The organism is Actinomadura sp. B10D3 (assembly GCF_039871695.1).
GTDB classification, from domain to species: Bacteria; Actinomycetota; Actinomycetes; order Streptosporangiales; family Streptosporangiaceae; genus Spirillospora; species Spirillospora madurae.
The window spans coordinates 176,381-196,473 of record NZ_JBDPLY010000007.1; the positions used below are offsets into that span (position 1 = coordinate 176,381).

Here is a 20,093-nt window from a genome sequence, read left to right on the forward strand (position 1 = left end):
GGTGTTACTCAAACCGGCTAAGTGGCGGTACTCATCACGAACCGGGTACAACGCCCGCTCCATGTTCCGTAGGGTCTCCCTGATCGGGAGCGTCCGGGTTCGGCGAGTCTGGCCGGACACCGAGCACGAGGAACCGGGGGAACCCCAGCCCATGAGAGCCCGCATCACCGCCGTCGCCGCGCACCTGCCGGAGCGGACCGTCAGCAGCGCCGAGGTCGAGGCCCGGGTCGCCGCCGAGAGCACCGGATTCCGGCCGCGGCCCACGATCGTGGAGCGGATGACCGGGATCCGCGCCCGGCACGTCATGCCCGACGGCGAGCAGGCGTCCGACCTCGCCGTCGCCGCCGCCCGCCGCGCCCTCGCCGACCGGGCCGCCGACCCGGCCGGGCTCGACCTGCTGGTCTTCGGATCGGCCTCGCAGGACCTCATCGAGCCCGCGACCGCGCACATCGTCGCCGCCAAGCTCGGCGCGACCTGCCCGGTCTTCGACGTCAAGAACGCCTGCAACAGCTTCCTGAACGGGCTGCAGGTGGCGGACGCGCTCATCCGCACCGGGCAGCACGAGCGCGTCCTGGTCTGCACGGGCGAGAGCCCGTCCCGCGCGATCCGCTGGAGCGTCCGCGACCGCGCCCAGTTCGTGGACGCCTTCGCCGGCTACACCCTCTCCGACGGCGGCGCCGCGATGCTCGTGGAGGCCGCCCCGGACGGCGGGATCTTCTACCGCGACTTCGCCGCCGTCTCCAGCGCCTGGCGGATCGGGACGCTGCCCGCCGGCGGTTCGATGCACCCGCGCGACCCCGAGCACACCTACTTCAGCGGCGACGGGCGGCTGCTCAAGGACGCCTTCGTCGCCAACGGCCCGGAGATCTTCACGACCGCGCTGGAGAAGACCGGGCTCACCTGGGACGACTTCGCGGTCGTCGCCGTCCACCAGGTGACGCTGCCGTACCTGGAGGTGCTGCGCTCGATCCTCGGCATCCCGTCCGACCGGCTGGTCGTCACGCTGCCGGAGCACGGCAACGTCGCGTCCGCGAGCCTCCCGCTGCAGATCGCCACCGCCCGCGCCGAGGGGCGCTGCGGGCCCGGCGACCGGATCGCGCTGATCGGCCTCGCCGGCGGGGTCAGCCTCGGCGTCATGTTCGCGGAGCTGTGATGGGCGGCCTGTGGGTCGTCGTCCCCGCCTACGACGAGGAGCGGTCGATCGGCGCGACGCTGCACCGGCTCGCCGAGCAGACCGACACCGCCTTCACGCTGGTCGTGGTCGACAACGGCAGCACCGACGGGACGGTCACGGTGGTCAAGGAGTTCGCCGCCGCGGACCCGCCCTTCGACGTCCGGATCGTCCACGAGCCGGAGAAGGGGACCGGCGCCGCCGCCGACACCGGCGTCCGGCACGCCATCGCCGCCGGCGCCGCGCACGTGGCCCGCACCGACGCCGACTGCCTGCCCCACCGCGGCTGGGTCGCGGCGGTGAAGCGGGCGTTCGGCGACGGGCTGGAGATGGTGTCCGGGCCGTTGCTCCCGCGCACCGACGAGTTCCCGCTGAAGTTCTGGGAGCGGCGCCTGCTGCCGGCCGTCATCGACATGGCCGCGCTCTTCGGGCGGTTCCGCCCCGGCAACCAGGACCCCCTCTACCTCGGCCCCTACGTGATGATGCCGGGCTGCAACCTCGCGATCACCGCGGACCTGTACGCGCGGTCCGGCGGCTTCCCGCGCACGCGCATCGAGGACGTCCACGAGGACCGCGCGCTCGTCAACCGCGTCCGCTACGTCACCGACGCCTACGGGCTGCGCGACGACGTCATCGTCTACGGCTCCGTGCGGCGGCTCCGCGCGTTCGGCCTGGTCAGGACGCTCGGCTGGTACGCCGACCACCGCTACCGCCCCGACGTCGTGGACATCCGGTGAACCGGCGTCCGGTGAACTGGGAGGAGCGGCTCTACCTGACCGCGCACCCGGTCGCGTACCCGCTGCTGCGCGCGGTCGCGCGGCGCGGACCGGTCGTCCGGGTGCCCGGGGTCGGGGTGGTCGTCAACGACGCCTCGGCGGCGCGCGAGGTCCTGATGGACGGGGAGACGTTCCGCAAGGACGGGCCCGGCTCGCCCGGCGACCTGTGGACGCCCGTGCTCGGGCCGTCGGTCCTGCTGAACATGGAGGGGGACGCGCACCGCGCCCTCCGGCGGCGGCTGACCGACCTGTTCGTCCCGTCCTACACCGAGGCGCTGTGCGCCCGCGTGCTGGCCGGGCCGCTGGAGCGGCTCGCCGGCCGCCTCGACCGCGGCGCGACCCTCGACCTCGTGGACGCGGCGCGCGTCATGGCCGGAACCGTGATCGGCGAGGTCATCGGCCTCGAAGGCGGCACCGAGGCCGCCTACCGGGACCTGTTCGAGCAGGGCGAGCGGGTCGTGTCGATGGTGTCGCTGCGGACGCGGCGGCTGTCGCCGTCCCAGGTGCGGCGCGCCCGCGCGGTCCTCGACCCGCTCGGCGACATCGCGGCGAAGTCCTACCTGGCGGGCGACGAGGCCACGGTCATGGGACGGATGCGGGCCCTCGGCCTGTCCGAGGACGAGGCGCGCGGCGCGGCCGGGGCGTTCTTCCTCACCGGCACCGAGACGGTCGCCACGCTGCTGCCCCGCCTGATCGCGCTCCTCGCCGACCACGGGCAGCTGCTCCGCGTCGCCGGTGACGCCGCCCTCCTCGACCGGGCCATCGGAGAGGCCATGCGGGTCACGACGCCGACGCCGGTCATGCTGCGCAGCGTGCACCGTCCGGCGACGGCGGGGGGCGTCCGAGTCCGCCCCGGCGAGCGGGTCCTGATCGCCACGCACAACTGCTGCCGCGCGCACGGGCCGTTCGACCTGGACCGCCCGCCCCCGCCCGAGCTGCGCCGCCTGTGGTTCGGCGCCGGGCCGCACTTCTGCATCGGGTATCCGCTGGCCATGGCCCAGATCCGCCTGGTCGCCCGGACGCTGCTCGCCGCCGCGCCGCTGGTCGTCACCGGGCGGGCCGCCGCCCGGAACGTCCTGATCCCCACGTACCGGTACCTGACCGTCCGCAGGGGGGACGCGCCATGACCCTCGTCCGCCGGCTCCTCGACCAGGCGGGCCGGACGCCCGGAGCCGTCGCGCTGGTCTCCGGGGACGGCGCGGAACTGACGTACGGCGAGCTGCGGCGGCAGGTGCTCGCCGTCCGGCACGGGCTGCTGTCCGGCGGGCTCGCCGCGGGCGACGGGGTGCTGTTCTCGGTGCGGCCGTCGCCGGAGTCGCTGGTGCTCGCGCTCGGCGTGGTCGCGGCCGGGGGAGTGGTCGTCTTCGCCGACCCCGGTGCGGGGCCGGAGATGTTCACCGCCCGGTTGCGGCTGGCGCGCCCGCGCTGGTCGGCCGCCGAATCGGTGCTGTACGCGGGGAGCCGGCTCCGGCCCGTCCGGGCGTATGCGCGGCGCCGCGGGCTGCTCCTGCAGAACCTCGCCGACCTGCGGGTCCCGGGCGAAGGCCGGATGCGGCACGTGTACGTCGGCCGCCGCCTGCCGGGCGTGCCCAGGACGGCGCTGTCGTTCGCGCGGCTGATCCGGGGAGAGGCCCCCGAACCGGGCCCCGACCCCGATCCGGACGCGCCCGCGGCGGTGATCTTCACCTCGGGGACGACGGCGAACCCGCGCGCGGTCGTCCACACGCAGGCGTCCCTCGCCGCGGCGCTCGACCTGTTCCGGGAGCGGCTGCCGCTCGGGCCGGGCGACGTCGTCCACACCGACCAGCTCATGCTCGGGCTGCCGACGCTGATCGCCGGCGCGCGGTGGTCGATGCCGCCGCTGTCCTGCCCGCCCGCCGGCTTCGCGCGGCTGATGCGGGAGCGGGAGGCCACGCACACGTTCTGCGTACCCGTGCACTTGGCGGAGATCCTGGACGAGTGCGGCGAGCTGCCGCCGTCCGTCCGGTACGTGCTGCTCGGGGCGGCTCCGGCGCCCGCGGCGATCCTGCGGCGCGCGGTCGCGGCGGCCCCGTCCGCCGAGGTCCTGTCGGTGTACGCGATGACCGAGATCCTGCCGGTGGCGATCGCGTCGGCGGAGGAGAAGCTCGCGCACGCCGCGCCCGGCGACCTGCTCGGCGCGCCGCTGCGCGGCGTCGGCGCGCGGCTCGCGGACGACGGCGAGCTGCTGCTGTCCGGCCCCAACCTCTGCCGCGGCTACCTCGGCGCCGACCCCCTGTCCGAGCTGCCGACCGGCGACCTCGCCCGGATGGACGACGGCTGCCTCGTCCTCGAGGGACGCAAGAAGGACATGCTGATCCGCGGCAAGTTCAACCTCTATCCGGGCCTGTACGAGCCGTCGATCGCGGCCCTCCCCGACGTGGCCGAGGCCGCCATCGTGGGCGTGCCGGACCCGCGGACCGGGGACGAGGAGGTGGTCCTCGCGGTCGTCGGCCCCGGCGACCTGCCCGCAAGGCTCCGGCGGGCGCTCCCGGACGTCATCGACCACGACGCCCTGCCGGACCGCATCGTCGTCCTGGACGGGCTGCCCCGCTCCGGACGCACCCGCAAGCTCGACCGCGACCGGCTGCGCGACCTGGTGGCGCCATGAGGATCGCGGTGACGGGCGCCTCGGGGTTCGTCGGCGGCGCGGTGTGCCGGGAGCTGGCGTCCGAAGGCGTCACGACGTTCGCGTTCGGCCGCCGTCCGGCCGTGGACCCCGCGCATGTGGGCGGCGCCGGCTACCGGTCGTGGGACCTCGCGCACGGCCCGCTCGCCGATCCGCCCCGGGTCGACGCGGTCGTGCACTGCGCGGGAAGCGCCACCGACTGGGGACCGGCCGCCGACCTGTTCGCGGCCAACCTCACCGGGACGTGCAACGCCCTCGCGACCTTTCCCGGTGCCCGGTTCGTGCACGTCAGCACCGCCAGCGTGTACGACCCGTACCGTCCGAGCGTCATGGCGCGCGAGGACGAGGCCCCGGTGCGCCGCTACATGAACGCCTACGGTGCGTCCAAGGCCGCCGCCGAACGGCCGGCCGCCGCCCGCGGCGCGATCATCCTGCGCCCGCACGCCGTCTACGGGCCCGGCGACACGACGCTCCTGCCGCGCGTCCTGTCCGCGGTGCGCGGCCCGGTCCTGCTCGCCGCCGGGACGGGACGGCAGCGCGTCAGCCTCACCTCGGTCGGCAACCTCGCGCGGGCCTGCGTCCTCGCCGCGGCCGGCCCGGTGGCCTCGGGCGTCTTCAACATCGCGGACGCCGAACCGGTCGTCCTCGACGACGCGCTCCGGGAGATCCTCCGGGAGCGCGGCGTCCGGGCCCGTCCCGTCTACGTCCCCGCCCGCGCCGCCCGCCCGCTCGCCGCGGTCACCGAAGGCGCGTACCTCCTGGCCCGCCGTCCCGAACCCCCGCGCCTCACCCGCTACGCGATCGGCCATCTCGCCGTGGAGCGCACCCTCGACATCACCGCGGCCAGGGCGGGGTTCGGCTACGACCCGGCTCCGACGTCCTTCGCGGGCGCCGCCGGGTGGTGATCGTCAACCTCGGGTTGACGATCGAGGGGCGTCAACCTATGGTTGACGCATGTCCGAACCGACGCCTCCGGCCGTGCAGGTCCGCCTCGACGACCTCATCAACGCCATCAAGAAGGTCCACACCGACGCCCTCGAACAGCTGAGCAGCGCGGTCCTCGCCGCCGAGCACCTCGGTGAGGTCGCCGACCACCTCATCGGCCACTTCGTCGACCAGGCCCGGCGCTCCGGCGCCTCCTGGACCGAGATCGGCACCAGCATGGGCGTCACCAAGCAGGCCGCCCAGAAGCGGTTCGTCCCGAAGGGGTCGGGCCCCGACCTCGACCCGTCCCAGGGCTTCTCCCGCTACACCCCCCGGGCCCGCCAGGTGGTCGTGCAGTCGATGAGCCAGGCCCGCGCGGCCGGGAACGCCGAGATCACCCCGGCCCACCTCGTGCTCGCCATGATCGGGCAGCCCGACTCGCTCGCCTGCAAGGCGATCCTCGCCCAGGACGTCCTGCTGGACACCGTCCGCCAGGCCGCCACCGCCGCCCTCCCGCCGTCGGGCGAGGACCTCCCCGAACTCATCCCCTTCGACCAGGACGCCAAGAAGGCCCTGGAACTGACGTTCCGCGAGGCCCTCCGCCTCGGCCACAACTACATCGGCACCGAGCACCTGCTCCTCGCACTCCTGGAGTTCGAGAACGGCACCGGCGTCCTGTCGGAGGCGGGCATCGACAAGGGCGCCGCCGAGGCGAACATCGTCGAGGCCCTGGCCGCCATCACCGCCCAGAAGGAGAGCGGCTGACCGATGAGTTCCGCGTCCGGCCGCGGTCCACCCCGTCATGGAGAAACTCATCAAGGCCGACGGGGTGGAGCTGTGCGCCGAGACGTTCGGTGACGCGGCCGAGGCACCGGTCCTGCTGATCGGGAACACGATGCTCACCTGGCCGGACGAGCTCTGCGAGCTGCTCGCCGAGCTGCGGCGGTTCGTCGTGCGCTACGACCTGCGGGACACCGGGGGCTCCGCAGGTGGCGACCCCGAGGCACCCGGCTACACGCTGCGCGACCTCGTCGACGACGCCGCCGGCGTCCTCGACGCCCACGACCTGCCGGCCGCGCACGTCGCCGGCTTCGGGCCCGGCGGCTGGATCGCCCAGCTCCTCGCCCTGGACCACCCCGGCCGCGTCACCACGCTCACCCTGGTCGCCACCCGCCCCACCGCCCCCGGACCCAGCGACGAGGACCTGCCCGACCACGCGCCCGAGATGATGGCGCACTTCACGGGCATGCGGGAGGTCGACTGGAGCGACCGCGAGTCCGTGGTCGCGTTCATGGTCGACAGCGCCCGGCACCGCGCGGGGCCGGCCTTCGACGAGGCCGAGGCCCGCTCCGCCGCCGAACGGATCCACGACCGGACCCGGACCGGCGCCGACCCGGGCAAGGCGCACCGCGCGAACCAGATGGGGACGGTCTTCGCGGCACTGGACTGCGGCGACCGCTGGCGCGAGCGGCTGCCCGGCATCACCGCGCCGACGCTCGTCGTCCACGGCGAGGACGACCCCTTCTTCCCGCTGGGCAACGGCCAGGCTCTGGCCGCCGAGATCCCGGGCGCCGAACTCCTCGTTCTTCCCGGCACGGGCAGCGAACTCCCCCGCCGGACGTGGGACACGTTCGTCCCGGCCCTGCTCCGCCACACTTCCTGAGCGCCGTCAGGACAGCCGGAGGGCAAGGAAGAAGTCGACCCGGTCCTCCAGGCGGGAGAGGTCGCGGCCGGTGAGGTCCTGGATGCGCTGGATGCGGTACCGGACGGAGTTGACGTGCAGGTGGAGCTGCTCGGCGCACCGCGTCCAGGAGCCCGAGTTCTGCAGGAACGTCTCCAGGGTGCGGACGAGGTCGGAGCCGTGGACCTCGTCGTAGTCGCGCAGCGGGTCCAGGAGCCGCACCCGGAACATCTGGCGGACGTCGTCGGGGACGCTGGCGAGCAGCAGCACGTGCGTCGAGAGCTCGTCGTGCCGGACGACGCGGACCGGAGCGGATCGAGTGGCGGCGAGGCGGCGCGCGTAGCGGGCCTCCTCGATGGCGCCGCGCAGCCCGGACGCCATGGCGCGGTCGCTGACCCCGGCGGCGATGCCGCCCTCCGGCAGCCCGGGGGACAGGAAGTCGAGCGCGTCCTGGACGGCGGCGGCGACGTCCACCCCGGCGGCCGGAACGAGCGCGACGGCCTCCCCGTCCACCATCCCGACCGCCGCCCGCGGCCCGGGGACGGCCTCGGACAGGACGGTGCGCAGCTCGCCCGGACGCAGCGGCCCCTCCGCCGAGGCCGCGACGGCGACGACGGGGAAGGACAGCCGTCCGGGCGCGACGGCGTCCCCGGCGAACGCCGCGTCCAGGATCTCCTGGGACGAGCGGTCCTCGGCGCGCAGCCGGGCCCGTTCGAGGGCGACGATCGCGGCGAGCTCGCCGGCGAGGGCGTGCCGCTCCTCGGGCCAGCCGGCGGCGTCGCCGTCGAGCGCGATGAACCAGTCGGCGGCGCGGGGCGTGCCGTCCTGGCCGACGGGCAGGACCGAGGTGTCCAGCCCGGGGACGTGGTGCGGCAGCCGCGGCGCGGTGAGGAAGGCCCGCGCCAGCGCGGCGGGGTCCGCCGGCGGCGGCCCGGCGACGACGCGGCCGGTCGGGGCGAGGACGTGGCAGTGGCCGACCAGGTCGACGACGGCGCCGAGCCCGGTGCCCTCGACCAGCCGCCGGTGCCGGTCGAGGACGGCGGTCAGGTCGGCGGCGCGGGCGCCCGACAGGTGCCGGACGACCTCCTCGGTCACGGTCGCGAACGCCACGTCCTCGGGCACCTTGAACAGCGGCATGCGGTGGCGGCGGCACGCCTCGACGAGGTCGCCGGGGATGGCGCCGAGCGCGAGGTCCCAGGCGGCGAGGCCGGAGACGCCCGCGTCCGCGAGGGCCCGGACGAACGCCTCGGAGTCGGCGGGACCGGTCCGCCAGACCAGCCCGGTCAGCACCAGCTCGCGTCCGCGCAGGTAGCGGCCCGGGTCGAGCAGGTCGGTGGTGACGACCCACCGGATCGGCCGGTCCAGCTCCTCCTCCCCGGTGACGACCTCCAGCCGCAGCCCGGGCATGGCGAGCAGCGAGCGCAGCTTCATATGGAGCAACCTACAAAAGGAGACGTGCAACGACGCGGACAATTCGGACTTCCTGCCCCTCGACGGAGCGCCGGGCCACTGTGTGTACTGCTGGCGTGCTGGAACCCGCTACCGACGACCTGGCGGCGTGCTGCGCGTCCCGCCGCTGGGTCGAGGCCCTCGCCGGACGCGCCTACGCCGACCTCGGCGCGCTGCGCGCCGCCTCGCGGCGGGCGCTGGACGAGCTCGGGTGGGCCGATGTGGAGGAGGCGCTCGCCGCCCATCCGCGCATCGGTGAGCGGGCCGGCGGCGAGACCCGGGAGGCGGCCTGGTCGCGCGGCGAGCAGTCCGGGATGGGCGTCGCCGCCCCCGATGTCCGGCTCGCCCTGGTCGACGGCAACCGGGTTTACGAGGAGCGCTTCGGGCACGTGTTCCTGATCTGCGCGTCCGGCCGCCCGGCCCGGGAGATGCTCGGGGAGTTACTGGAACGGCTGGGGAACGACGCCGAGACCGAACGGGAGGTCGTCCGGGGCGAACTGGCCAAGATCGTCGATCTGCGCCTTGGCAAGCTTTGTGAAGGGCTCAAGTGAGCGGAGCGCACCGGGGGGTGTGGGGGATCGCCCCCCCACGAGGGGAACTGGGATGAGCCTGTCTACGCACGTGCTCGATGCCGCGAAGGGGTTGCCGGCCGAGGGGGTAGCCGTGCGGCTCGACCGGCGGGACGACGGCGGAGGCTGGACGACGCTCGCCGAGGCCCGCACCGACGCCGACGGCCGGATCAGGGAGTGGGGCGTGCCGCCGCGGGAGGGCGTGCACCGGCTCACGTTCGACACCGCGGGTCTGTCCGGCTTCTATCCCGAGGTGACGGTGGCCTTCACGATCGATGACCCGGGGCGGCACTACCACGTCCCGCTGCTGATCAGCCCGTTCGCGTACTCGACCTACCGGGGAAGCTAGATGGCGGTCGTTCTCGGGCCCAACCGCTACGGGAAGGCGGAGACGCGCGTCGTCCGCGTGACGCGGGACGGCGGCACGCACCGGCTCAAGGACGTCAACGTCAGCGTCTCCCTCTCCGGTGAGATGGACGACGTGCACCTGACCGGCGACAACACGGCCGTGTTGCCGACCGACAGCCAGAAGAACACCGTGTTCGCGTTCGCGAAGAAGCACGGGATCGCGTCCGTCGAGCGGTTCGGGCTGCTGCTTGCCCGCCATTTCGTCGATGCGCAGCCGACGATCACCCATGCGCGGGTGGAGATCCACGAGTACGGGTGGCGGCGGATCACGGGCGGGCACTCGTTCGTCCGGGACGGCGGCGAGGTGCGGACCGCGCTCGTCCACGCCGGCGCCGGGTCGGAGACGGTCGTCTCCGGGCTCACCGACCTGGTGGTCCTCAACTCGACGGGCAGCGAGTTCCACGGCTTCGTCCAGGACGAGTACACGACGCTCGCGCCGACCGACGACCGCGTCCTCGCGACGGCGGTGACGGCCCGGTGGCGGCACCGCGGCACGGACACGGATACGGACACGGCCTGGGACGACTCCTACACCGCCGCCCGCGACCACCTGCTGCACGCGTTCGCCGAGACGCACAGCCTGTCGCTCCAGCAGACGCTCTACGAGATGGGGCGGCGGGTCCTCGCGGAGCGGCCGGAGATCTGCGAGATCAGGCTGTCGATGCCCAACAGGCACCACTTCCTCGTCGACCTGGAGCCGTTCGGGCTGGACAACGACAACGAGGTCTACTTCGCCGCGGACCGCCCGTACGGGCTCATCGAGGGCACCGTGCTGACCGATGACGCGCCGGACGCCCCGTCCGCCTTCACATGAGGAACCCTGGAGACATGGACTTCTTGCGACCGCCGACCTGGGAGGACGCCCTCGCGGCCAAGGCGGCGCTGCCGGGCGCGCTGCCGGTGCAGGGCGGCACCGACGTCATGGTCGAGATCAACTTCGACGTGCGCCGGCCCGACGCGCTGCTCGACCTCACCGGGATCCGCGAGCTCGCCGACTGGGACACGGCGGACGGACGGCTGCGCGTCGGCGCGGGCGTCACCTACGCCCGGCTGATCACCGAGCTGGGCGGCCGGCTGCCGGGCCTCGCCCAGGCGTCCCGGACGGTCGGATCGCCGCAGATCCGCAACCGGGGCACGGTCGGCGGCAACCTCGGCGCCGCGTCGCCCGCCGGGGACGCCCACCCGCCGCTGCTGGCCGGGGACGCCGCCATCGAGGCGGAGTCGGCGGCGCGCGGGGTCCGGATGATCCCGGCCGCGGAGTTCTTCACCGGCGTGAAGCGCAACGCGCTGGAGCCGGACGAGCTGATCCGCGCGTTCTGGACGGCCCCCGCGTCCGGCCCGCAGTACTTCTCCAAGATCGGGACACGGAACGCGATGGTCATCGCGGTCTGCTCGTTCGCGATCGCCCTGCACCCGGCGGAGCGCCGCGCCGGGACGGGCCTCGGGTCGGCCGCCCCGACGCCCCGCCGCGCCGCCGCGGCGGAGGAGTTACTCTCCGCCGAGCTGGACTGGGACGGGCGCGGCCCGCTCTCGGACGCGGTCGCGCGGCGGTTCGGCGAGCTGGTGAGCGGCGCGGCGGCGCCGATCGACGACGTCCGCGGGACGGGCGACTACCGCAGGCACGCCCTCGCGGTGATGGCGCGCCGCACCCTGACGTGGGCATGGAACGAGCACCGGGCGGGGAGCACGGGACGGAAGGAGGCCTCCTGATGCGGGTGAACGTGGTCGTCAACGGGTCCGCGGAGGCCGTGGACGATGTGTGGGAGGGCGAGAGCCTGCTCTACATGCTGCGCGAGCGGATGGGCCTCCCCGGCTCGAAGAACGCCTGCGAGCAGGGAGAATGCGGCTCGTGCACCGTCTACCTGGACGGCCTGCCGGTGTGCGCGTGCCTGGTCGCGGCCGGGCAGGCCGAGGGCCGGGAGGTCCGCACCGTGGAAGGCCTGGCCGGGGGGCCGCCCGGGGACGAGCGGCTCGACCCCGTCCAGGAGGCGTTCGTGGAGACGGGCGCCGTCCAGTGCGGGTTCTGCACGCCGGGGCTGATCGTCCAGGCGCACGACCTGATCGAGCGGAACTCCGCCCCGTCCGACGCCGAGATCCGCGAGGCGCTCGCGGGCAACCTGTGCCGCTGCACCGGCTACGAGAAGATCCTCGACGCGGTGCGCCTCGCGGCCGCGCGGAAGGCGGTCACCGGATGAGGCTCATCATCGAGAACGCGCACGTCGTCACGGTCTCCGGGGAGGAGTACCCCGGCGGCCACATCGTGGTCGACGGCGACCGGATCACGGCGGTCGGCGCCGGCCCCGCCCCGGCGGGCGCCGCCGCGCGCGTCGACGGCACCGGCTGCCTCGCCACCCCGGGCCTCGTCAACACCCACCACCACCTCTACCAGTGGGCGAGCCAGGGCCTGGCCACCGACAGCACGCTGTTCGAGTGGCTGACGACGCTCTACCGGCCGTGGTCGATGATGGACGCCGAGGTCGTCGCCGGGGCCGCCACCGCCGGGCTCGCCTGGCTCGCCAAGTCGGGCTGCACGACGTCCACCGACCACCACTACCTGTTCCCGAAGGGACGCGGCGACCTGTTCGCGGCGGAGGTGGAGTCGGCGCGGGAGATCGGCCTCCGGTTCCACCCGTGCCGGGGGTCGATGGACCGGGGCGCGTCCCAGGGCGGCCTGCCTCCGGACGAGGTCGTCGAGGACCTCGACACGATCCTCGCCGAGACCGAGGCCGCGATCGACCGGTACCACGACCCGTCGCCGGGCTCCATGCTCCGCGTCGCCGTCGCGCCCTGCTCGCCGTTCTCCGTCACGCGGGAGCTGCTGGTCGAGTCGGCGCGGCTGGCCCGCGACAAGGGCGTCCGCCTGCACACCCACCTCGCCGAGACGCAGGACGAGGAGGAGCACACGAGGGAGCAGTTCGGCATGACGCCGACCGAGTACATGGACTCGATCGGCTGGCTCGGCCCCGACGTGTGGCTCGCGCACTGCGTCCACCTGCACGACACCGACATCAAGCGGCTCGCGGAGACCGGCACCGGCACGGCCCACTGCCCGAGCTCCAACGCGCGCCTCGGCTCAGGGATCGCCCGCGTGTCGCACCTGCTGGAGGAGGGCGCGCCCGTCGGGCTCGGCGTGGACGGCTCGGCGTCGGCGGAGCTCGTCCCGCTGGCGGGCGAGCTGCGGCAGGCCGTCTACCTGCAGCGCGCCCGGTACGGCCCGGCGGCGCTGACCGCCCGGCAGGCCCTGGAGATGGCGACGCTCGGCGGCGCCCGCTGCCTCGGCCGCGAGGACGAGATCGGCTCCCTCGAACCCGGCAAGCTCGCCGACATCGCGCTGTGGCGGATGGACGGCTTCCAGGCGGCGATCGACGACCCGGTCGTCGCGTTCGCGTTCGGGCCGGCGCCGCCGCTGCGGCGCCTCCTCGTCGGCGGCCGCACCGTCGTGGACGGCGACACGCTCGTCACCGTCCCGCAGGACGAGGCCGCGCGGCGCGGCGCCGCGGCCCACCGCCGCCTCATGCGCTCGGCGGAGGAGGTGCTCTGACATGGCGTCCCCGGTGAGAAGCCCGGGCCACGTGGCCGCCCCCGGGATCGGCGGGGTCGGGGAGAGCCCGCTGCGGCCGGACGGCACGCTCAAGGTCGCCGGCGAGTTCGCCTACGCGTCCGACCTCTGGATGGACGGGATGCTGTGGGGCGCGACGCTGCGCAGCCCGCATCCCCGGGCGCTGATCCGCTCGCTCGACATCGGGCCGGCGCTCGCGGTCCCCGGCGTCCGCGCCGTCCTGACCCACGAGGACGTGCCGGGCCGGAAGATGTTCGGCATCGACCACATCGAGGACCAGCCCGTCCTCGCCATCGACCAGGTCAGGCACCAGGGCGAGCCGGTCGCGCTGGTCGCCGCCGACCATCCCGAGACCGCCCGGCGCGCCCTGGAGAGGATCGCCGTCGGGTACGAGGTGCTGGAGCCGATCACCGACCCGCGCGCGGTGATCGCCGACCCGGAGCGGCTGAAGGTCCAGGACCGCGGCGGCATCACCCGGCACCAGCCCGTCCGCGTCGGGGACGTGGACGCCGCGAAGGCCCGCGCCGACGTCGTCGTCTCGGGCGAGTACGAGGTCGGCATCCAGGACCAGGCGTTCCTCGGCCCGGAGTCGGGGCTGGCGATCCCGTCCGAGGACGGCGGGATCGACCTGTACGTGTCCACCCAGTGGATCCACAACGACCTCAGGCAGATCGCGCCCTGCCTCGGCCTCCGCGAGGACCAGGTGCACATGACGCTCGCCGGGGTCGGCGGGGCGTTCGGGGGGCGCGAGGACCTGTCGATGCAGATCCACGCCGGGATGCTGGCGCTGCACACCGGCAGGCCCGTGAAGATGTCGTACAACCGGTACGAGTCGTTCTTCGGGCACGTCCACCGGCACCCCGCGCAGATGCGGTACGAGTACGGCGCCACCGCCTCCGGGCGGCTGCTGTACGCCGACGTCGAGATCGTGCTGGACGGCGGTGCGTACACGTCCTCCACGATGAACGTGGTCGGCAACGCCGCCTCGCTCGGCGTCGGCCCCTACGAGATCCCGAACATCAGGATCGACGGCTACGGCGTGTACACCAACAACCCGCCGTGCGGTGCGATGCGCGGGTTCGGCGCCGTGCAGGCGTGCTTCGCCTACGAGTCGATGATGGACAGGCTGGGCGCCGCCTGCGGTCTCGACCCGGTGGAGATCCGCCGCCGCAACGCCGTCACGCAGGGCTCCAAGCTCGCGACCGGGCAGGTCATCGAGTCGCCGGCGCCGCTCGCCGAGATGCTGACCCGGCTGGAGGCGATGCCGCCGCCGCCCGCCCCGGACGCGGCCGACCTGCGGAACCTGCCGGGCGGGGTGTCGCAGACGACGCACGGCGAGGGCGTCGTGCGCGGTGTCGGCTACGGCGTCGGCATCAAGAACATCTGCTTCTCCGAGGGCTTCGACGACCTGTCCACCGCCCGCGTCCGGCTGGAGGTCATCGGCGGGGAGGCGACCGCGCTCGTCCACACCGCGGCGGCCGAGGTCGGCCAGGGGCTCGTCACGATCCAGGCGCAGATCGCGCGGACCGAGCTCGGCGTGCAGAAGGTCACGATCGCGCCCGCGGACAACCGGGTCGGCGACGCCGGCTCGTCCAGCGCGTCCCGCCAGTCGTACATGTCGGGCGGGGCGGTGAAGGCGGCCTGCGAGGCGGTGCGGGCGGAGCTGCTCGCCCGCGCCGCCCGCCGGTTCGGCCGCGACGACCTCGCCGTGGCCGGCGGGAAGATCATGTCGCGGGCGGCCGGGGTGCTCGGCACGATCGAGGACGCCCTCGGCGACGCCGTGATCGAGGAGACCCGCGAGTACCACCACCGCCCCACGTCCCGCATGGACCCGGTCACCGGGCAGGGGCGCAGCCACACCCAGCTCGCGCTGTGCGTCCACCGCGCCGTCGTCGACGTGGACGCCGAGCTCGGCCTGGTCAAGGTCGTCGAGCTGGCCGCCGTCCAGGACGTCGGGAAGATCATCAACCGGACCGGGGTGGAGGGGCAGATCCACGGCGGGTCCGCGCAGGGCCTCGGGCTCGCCCTGATGGAGGAGATCGTCGTGTCGGACGGCCTCGTCCGGAACCCGTCCTTCACCGACTACCTGATCCCCACGATCCTCGACATGCCGCCGATGCGGCTGGAGATCCTGGAGAATCCCGACCCGGAGGCGCCCTACGGGTTGCGCGGGGCGGGGGAGCCGCCGACGCTGTCGTCGACGCCCGCCATCGTGGCGGCCATCCGGGACGCGACGGGCGCGGCGCTCACCCGGGTGCCGGTCCGGCCGGAGCACATCGTCCAGGGAGGCCCATGACGCGGCGGTTCGCGGTCAACTGCTCGATCCTCTTCACCGAGACGCCGCTGCTGGACCGTCCGGCCGCGGCGCGGGCGGCGGGGTTCGGCGAGGTGGAGTTCTGGTGGCCCTGGCCCGGCGAGCCCGACCCGCCCGGCGCGGAGGTGGACGCGTTCTGCCAGGCCGTCGAGGACGCGGGCGTGCGCCTCATCGGGCTCAACCTCTACGCGGGCGACATGCCGGCGGGGGAGCGGGGCGCGCTGTCCGACCCGTCCCGCGTCGAGGAGTTCCGCGCCTGCCTGCCCGTGGTGCGGCGGATCGCCGAGCGGACGGGCGTCCGGTCGTTCAACGCGCTCTACGGGCAGCGGCTCGACGGGGCGGCGGCGTCCGACCAGGACCGGACCGCCACGGAGAACCTCGTGCATGCCGCGCGATCGGTGGGCGAGTTCGGCGGAACCCTCCTGATCGAGCCGCTCGCGCGCGGGCTCAACGGCGCCTACCCGCTGGAGACGGCCGCGGACGCCATGGCCGTGGTGTCGCGCGTCCGGGCGGCGGGCGCCGCGAACGTCCGGTTCCTGTTCGACACCTTCCACCTCGCGACCAACGGCGACGACCTGGAGAGGGCCGCCCGGGAGCACGCCGCCGACATCGGGCACGTCCAGATCGCCGACGCGCCCGGCCGGGGGCGTCCCGGCACCGGCCGGATCGACTTCGACCGGCTCTTCGCCGTCCTGGACGGCATCGGCTACACCGGCCGGATCGCGCTGGAGTACGTGCTCCAGGGCCCCTCGCCGGAGGAGTTCGGGTGGACGACCTCCTGATCCGGTCGCGACGGACCGTGCTGCCGGACGGCGAGCGCCCCGCCGCCGTCTCGGTCCGCGGCGGACGGATCGCTGCGGTCTCTGCCCACGACGCCGTCCTCCCGGCCGCCGAGTCGGTGGACCTCGGTGACGTCGCGCTGCTCCCCGGTCTCGTCGACACGCACGTCCACGTCAACGAGCCGGGACGCACCGAGTGGGAGGGCTTCGCCACCGCGACCCGCGCCGCCGCCGCGGGCGGCGTGACGGCGCTCGTCGACATGCCGCTCAACGCGCTCCCGCCGACCGTCGACCCGTCCGCGCTGGCGGCGAAGCGCGCGGCCGCCGAAGGCGCGTGCGCCGTGGACGTCGGCTTCTGGGGCGGTGCGATCCCCGGCAACCTGGCCTCGCTGCGCCCGCTGCACGACCTCGGCGTCTTCGGGTTCAAGTGCTTCACGTCCGACTCGGGCGTCCCGGAGTTCCCACCGCTGGCGCCCGCCGAGATGAGGGCGGCGTTCCGGGAGATCGCCTCGTTCGGCGGGCTGGTCATCGTGCACGCCGAGGACCCCGGGTCCCTGCTGCCGCCCGCCGGCGGCGACTATCCGGCCTTCCTGGCGTCGCGTCCCCCGTCCGCCGAACGCCGCGCCGTCGAGCAGGTCGTCGGCTTGGCGGCGGAGACGGGTGTGCGCGCCCACATCCTGCACCTGTCCTCGGCGAGCTGCCTGGAGGTCCTGGCGAAGGCGCGGGCGGACGGCCTGCCCGTGACCGCCGAGACCTGCCCGCACTACCTCACCCTCAGCGCCGGCGACGCCGTCGCCACCACGTTCAAATGCTGCCCGCCCATCCGCGACGAGGCGAACCGCGAGATGCTCTGGCAGGGCCTCGCCTCCGGCGTGATCTCCTGCGTCGTCAGCGACCACTCGCCCTCCACGCCGGAGCTCAAGCTCGGCGACTTCGCGACGGCCTGGGGCGGCGTCTCCTCGCTCCAGCTCGGCCTGCCCGCGGTCTGGACGGCCGCCCGCGAGCGCGGCCACGGGCTGGCGTCCGTCGTCCGCTGGATGTCCGAGGCCCCCGCGGCGCTGGCCGGCGTCCCCGGGAAGGGCGGCATCGCCGCCGGCAACGACGCCGACCTGGTCGCCTTCGCGCCCGACGAGCCCTTCACCGTCGACCCGGCGGCCCTCCACCACCGGCACCCTCTCACCCCCTACGCGGGCCGGACGCTGACCGGGGTCGTCCGCACCACCTGGCTGCGCGGCGTGCCGATCGCGGACGAGCCCGCCGGCCGGCTGCTCACCGCGGAGGCGCGATGACCGACTTCACGTCCCTTCCGGACCTGGCCGTCCGCGCCCTCGGCGGCTCGGTCATCGCCGCCAGCGACGAGTCGTTCGCGGAGAAGGAGAACCTGCTCAACCCCTGGCCGCCGGCGTTCAGCCCGGAGACCTTTGGGCCGAAGGGGCAGCTCTACGACGGCTGGGAGACCGCCCGCCGGCGCGGACCCGGCCACGACTGGGCGCTGATCCGCCTCGGCCTCCCCGGCCGGATCATGGGGGTCGTCATCGACACCGCCTGGTTCAAGGGCAACTTCCCGCCGCACGCCTCCGTGGAGGCGTGCTTCGCGGCCGGCCACCCCTCACCCGCCGGCCTCGCCACCGCCGACTGGGTCGAGATCGTCCCGAAGACCCCCCTCAAGGGCGACACCGCGCACGCTCTCCCCGCCCGCGCGCCTGACCGCGTGTTCACGCACGTCCGGCTGAACATGTTCCCCGACGGCGGGATCGCGCGGCTCCGCGTGCACGGCCACGTCGTCCCCGATCCGGAGTTCCTGACCGGCCTGACCGTCGACCTGGCCGCCCTGGAGAACGGCGCCCGCGTCGTCGGCTGCTCCGACATGTTCTACTCCTCGCCGGACAACATGCTGTTCCCGGGGCTCGCCCGCAACCAGGCCGAGGGCTGGGAGACCGCCCGCCGCCGCGACGGCGGCAACGACTGGGCCGAGATCGGCCTCGCCGCGCCCGGCACCATCCTCATGGCCGAGATCGACACCACGAACCTGAAGTTCAACGCCCCCGCCGAGGTCCGCCTCACCGGCATCGACGGCCGCGGTGGCGCCGACAACAGGGGGTTCTCCTGGACGATCCTGCCGCGGACCCCCCTGCGGCCCGACACCCGGCACCGTTTCCGGATGGCGACCCCGGAGGTCACGCACGTCCGCCTGGACATCTACCCGGACGGCGGAATCTCCAGGCTCCGCCTCTGGGGCGAACTGAGCCCCGAGACCCAGCGCAGCCTGGCGCGGAGCTGGGACGGGTACACCCGACATTAGGCACACCGTTGACGACCGTGAGATTTCTGCCTACATTCTGAGCACTCGACCCCGGAGCCCGCCTCCGCGCGGATCGACATTCGACAAAATCTTGGCGTTCGTGGCGTACAAATCCAATTTCTGAGCCTCCGGGCCGGAGAGGATCCCCCATGAAACGACTGCGGGCAGGCGCTCTCGCCGCCGTCCTCGCGGTACCCGCGGTGCTCACCCCGGTCGCCGCCCACGCCGCGGGCCCCGCGCACCACACCGGCACCCTCCCCGACGGCGCGACCTGGATCGCCGACGTTCCGCGGGCATGGAACGGGACGCTCATCCTGTTCAGCCACGGGTTCGGCCCGCTCACCCCCGCCGACCGCCCGAGCGAGGCCGCCGGCAAGGCACTCCTCGACCGCGGGTACGCGCTCGCCGGCTCGTCCTACGATCCGGACGGCTCCCTGTGGGCGCTGGGCAGCGCCGTCCGGGACCAGATCGCGACGAAGCACGCGGTAGCGAGAATCATCGGACGTCCCCGCACCACGCTCGCACTGGGCCAGTCGATGGGCGGCCTGGTCAGCGCCAAGCTCGCCGAGACCCGCGCCGTGGACGGCGTCCTCAGCACCTGCGGCATCGTCGGCGGTGGCGTCGACCTGAACAACTACCAGCTCAACGCGGGCCACACCATCGCCACGCTGCTGGCCCCGTCCGAGGACATCAAGCTCACCGACTACACGTCCTCCGCCGAGGGCATCGCCGCCGGAACCCAGCTCACCCACGCCGTGCAGAACGCCCAGGCCACCCCCGCCGGCCGCGCCCGCATAGCCCTGGCCTCCGCGTTCCTCAACCAGTCGTCCTGGTTCACCGGCGAAAGGGAACCGCCCCACCACGACTACGCCGAACAGGAACGCCAGCAGTACCAGTGGCTCACCTCCGGCGTCCTCGGGTTCATCTTCAGCGGCCGCTACTCCATCGACCAGGCCGCGGGCGGCGACAGCGCCTGGAACAAGGGCCTGGACTACTCACGCCTGCTCACCCGCTCCGCGAACCTCCGCCAGGTGAAGGCCCTCTACCGAACCGCGGGCCTGAGCCTGAAGAAGGACCTCTCCACCCTCACCACAAAGGCCGCCAAAAAGCTCGAACCGGCCCCTCTCGCGTGGATGACGCGCACATCAGAACCCACGGGCCGCATCACCGTCCCGACGCTGAACATCCACACGATCTCCGACCAGCTGGTCCCGGTGGAACACGAGACCGAATACGCCAGGACCGTCCGCGCCGCCGGCCGCACCCGCCTGCTGCGCCAGGCCTACGTCCACCGCACGGGCCACTGCAACTTCGCGGCCTCCGAATACGTGGCAAGCCTCCAAGTCCTGGAAAAGCGCGTCAAAACCAACCATTGGCCCAGCACCACACCAAAATCCCTAAACCAAAAAGCCAACGCCCTCTCCCTGAACACCCCCGCCTTCCACCCTCACAACCCAAACCCCCTACTAGTGCAACCTTCCCGCCCATAAATGCACTGTGACCCACTGCACACG

At 73.9% G+C, this 20,093-nt stretch carries 19 protein-coding genes; 18 read left to right on the forward strand and 1 reads right to left on the reverse strand.

Translation table 11 applies throughout. The features are described 5' to 3' along the window. The first annotated feature begins 151 nt into the window (after positions 1-151). Genes ABGB11_RS14380 through ABGB11_RS14410 form a run of 7 tightly spaced genes read left to right on the forward strand, consistent with a single transcriptional unit; the run spans position 152 to position 7,181 of the window. Entirely contained in the window at positions 152-1,153 is a 1,002-nt protein-coding gene (locus ABGB11_RS14380) for a ketoacyl-ACP synthase III (protein ID WP_347632747.1), read from the forward strand. Further along, the gene (locus ABGB11_RS14385; RefSeq protein ID WP_347632749.1) at positions 1,153-1,908 is read left to right on the forward strand and encodes a glycosyltransferase family A protein; all 756 of its coding nucleotides are present in this window, start codon (positions 1,153-1,155) and stop codon (positions 1,906-1,908) included. The genes ABGB11_RS14380 and ABGB11_RS14385 overlap by 1 nt, the downstream gene beginning before the upstream one ends. Continuing rightward, positions 1,905-3,074, forward strand: coding sequence for a cytochrome P450 (locus tag ABGB11_RS14390; RefSeq protein WP_347632751.1), 1,170 nt, complete (start codon positions 1,905-1,907; stop codon positions 3,072-3,074). Before ABGB11_RS14385 ends, ABGB11_RS14390 begins: the two co-directional genes overlap by 4 nt. After that, positions 3,071-4,576, forward strand: coding sequence for a class I adenylate-forming enzyme family protein (locus tag ABGB11_RS14395; RefSeq protein WP_347632753.1), 1,506 nt, complete (start codon positions 3,071-3,073; stop codon positions 4,574-4,576). Before ABGB11_RS14390 ends, ABGB11_RS14395 begins: the two co-directional genes overlap by 4 nt. After that, positions 4,573-5,499, forward strand: coding sequence for an NAD(P)-dependent oxidoreductase (locus tag ABGB11_RS14400; RefSeq protein ID WP_347632755.1), 927 nt, complete (start codon positions 4,573-4,575; stop codon positions 5,497-5,499). Before ABGB11_RS14395 ends, ABGB11_RS14400 begins: the two co-directional genes overlap by 4 nt. Positions 5,500-5,548: 49 nt before the next feature. Next, on the forward strand, positions 5,549-6,283 hold the full coding sequence (locus ABGB11_RS14405; RefSeq protein ID WP_347632757.1) for a Clp protease N-terminal domain-containing protein: 735 nt from the start codon (positions 5,549-5,551) through the stop codon (positions 6,281-6,283). Between the two features lie 37 nt (positions 6,284-6,320). Continuing rightward, entirely contained in the window at positions 6,321-7,181 is an 861-nt protein-coding gene (locus ABGB11_RS14410; protein WP_347632759.1) for an alpha/beta hydrolase, read from the forward strand. A 6-nt stretch (positions 7,182-7,187) separates the two neighbouring features. Here the strand turns inward: ABGB11_RS14410 and ABGB11_RS14415 are convergent, their stop codons facing one another. Beyond that, positions 7,188-8,630: a PucR family transcriptional regulator ligand-binding domain-containing protein gene (locus ABGB11_RS14415; RefSeq protein WP_347632761.1), complete on the reverse strand. Its 1,443-nt coding sequence runs from the start codon at positions 8,628-8,630 to the stop codon at positions 7,188-7,190. 95 nt (positions 8,631-8,725) lie between these two features. Between ABGB11_RS14415 and uraD the strand changes: the two genes are divergently transcribed. The 11 genes from uraD to ABGB11_RS14470 all read left to right on the forward strand — a co-directional run bounded on the left by uraD (position 8,726) and on the right by ABGB11_RS14470 (position 20,069). Continuing rightward, a complete protein-coding gene (uraD, locus tag ABGB11_RS14420; protein WP_347632763.1) occupies positions 8,726-9,199 on the forward strand; it encodes a 2-oxo-4-hydroxy-4-carboxy-5-ureidoimidazoline decarboxylase in 474 nt (157 codons plus the stop codon). A 52-nt stretch (positions 9,200-9,251) separates the two neighbouring features. Then, positions 9,252-9,566, forward strand: coding sequence for a hydroxyisourate hydrolase (gene uraH / locus ABGB11_RS14425; RefSeq protein ID WP_347632765.1), 315 nt, complete (start codon positions 9,252-9,254; stop codon positions 9,564-9,566). Beyond that, the gene (pucL, locus tag ABGB11_RS14430; RefSeq protein ID WP_347632767.1) at positions 9,567-10,439 is read left to right on the forward strand and encodes a factor-independent urate hydroxylase; all 873 of its coding nucleotides are present in this window, start codon (positions 9,567-9,569) and stop codon (positions 10,437-10,439) included. Positions 10,440-10,453: 14 nt separating this feature from the next. Beyond that, the gene (locus tag ABGB11_RS14435; protein ID WP_347632769.1) at positions 10,454-11,335 is read left to right on the forward strand and encodes an FAD binding domain-containing protein; all 882 of its coding nucleotides are present in this window, start codon (positions 10,454-10,456) and stop codon (positions 11,333-11,335) included. Continuing rightward, on the forward strand, positions 11,335-11,820 hold the full coding sequence (locus tag ABGB11_RS14440) for a (2Fe-2S)-binding protein (RefSeq protein WP_347632771.1): 486 nt from the start codon (positions 11,335-11,337) through the stop codon (positions 11,818-11,820). The genes ABGB11_RS14435 and ABGB11_RS14440 overlap by 1 nt, the downstream gene beginning before the upstream one ends. Continuing rightward, positions 11,817-13,166, forward strand: coding sequence for an 8-oxoguanine deaminase (locus ABGB11_RS14445; RefSeq protein ID WP_347632773.1), 1,350 nt, complete (start codon positions 11,817-11,819; stop codon positions 13,164-13,166). Before ABGB11_RS14440 ends, ABGB11_RS14445 begins: the two co-directional genes overlap by 4 nt. Before the next feature lies 1 nt (position 13,167). After that, complete coding sequence (pucD, locus tag ABGB11_RS14450; RefSeq protein ID WP_347632775.1) at positions 13,168-15,480, forward strand: xanthine dehydrogenase subunit D; 2,313 nt, start codon at positions 13,168-13,170, stop codon at positions 15,478-15,480. Beyond that, a complete protein-coding gene (locus ABGB11_RS14455; RefSeq protein ID WP_347632777.1) occupies positions 15,477-16,280 on the forward strand; it encodes a TIM barrel protein in 804 nt (267 codons plus the stop codon). The genes pucD and ABGB11_RS14455 overlap by 4 nt, the downstream gene beginning before the upstream one ends. Then, positions 16,265-17,566, forward strand: a complete 1,302-nt coding sequence (allB, locus tag ABGB11_RS14460; protein ID WP_347632778.1) for an allantoinase AllB — start codon at positions 16,265-16,267, stop codon at positions 17,564-17,566. The genes ABGB11_RS14455 and allB overlap by 16 nt, the downstream gene beginning before the upstream one ends. Continuing rightward, positions 17,563-18,579 carry an allantoicase gene (gene alc, locus ABGB11_RS14465; RefSeq protein WP_347632780.1) on the forward strand — a complete coding sequence of 339 codons (1,017 nt, stop codon included), beginning with the start codon at positions 17,563-17,565 and terminating at the stop codon, positions 18,577-18,579. The genes allB and alc overlap by 4 nt, the downstream gene beginning before the upstream one ends. Before the next feature lie 149 nt (positions 18,580-18,728). Next, entirely contained in the window at positions 18,729-20,069 is a 1,341-nt protein-coding gene (locus ABGB11_RS14470) for a hypothetical protein (protein WP_347632782.1), read from the forward strand. Positions 20,070-20,093: the final 24 nt, after the last annotated feature.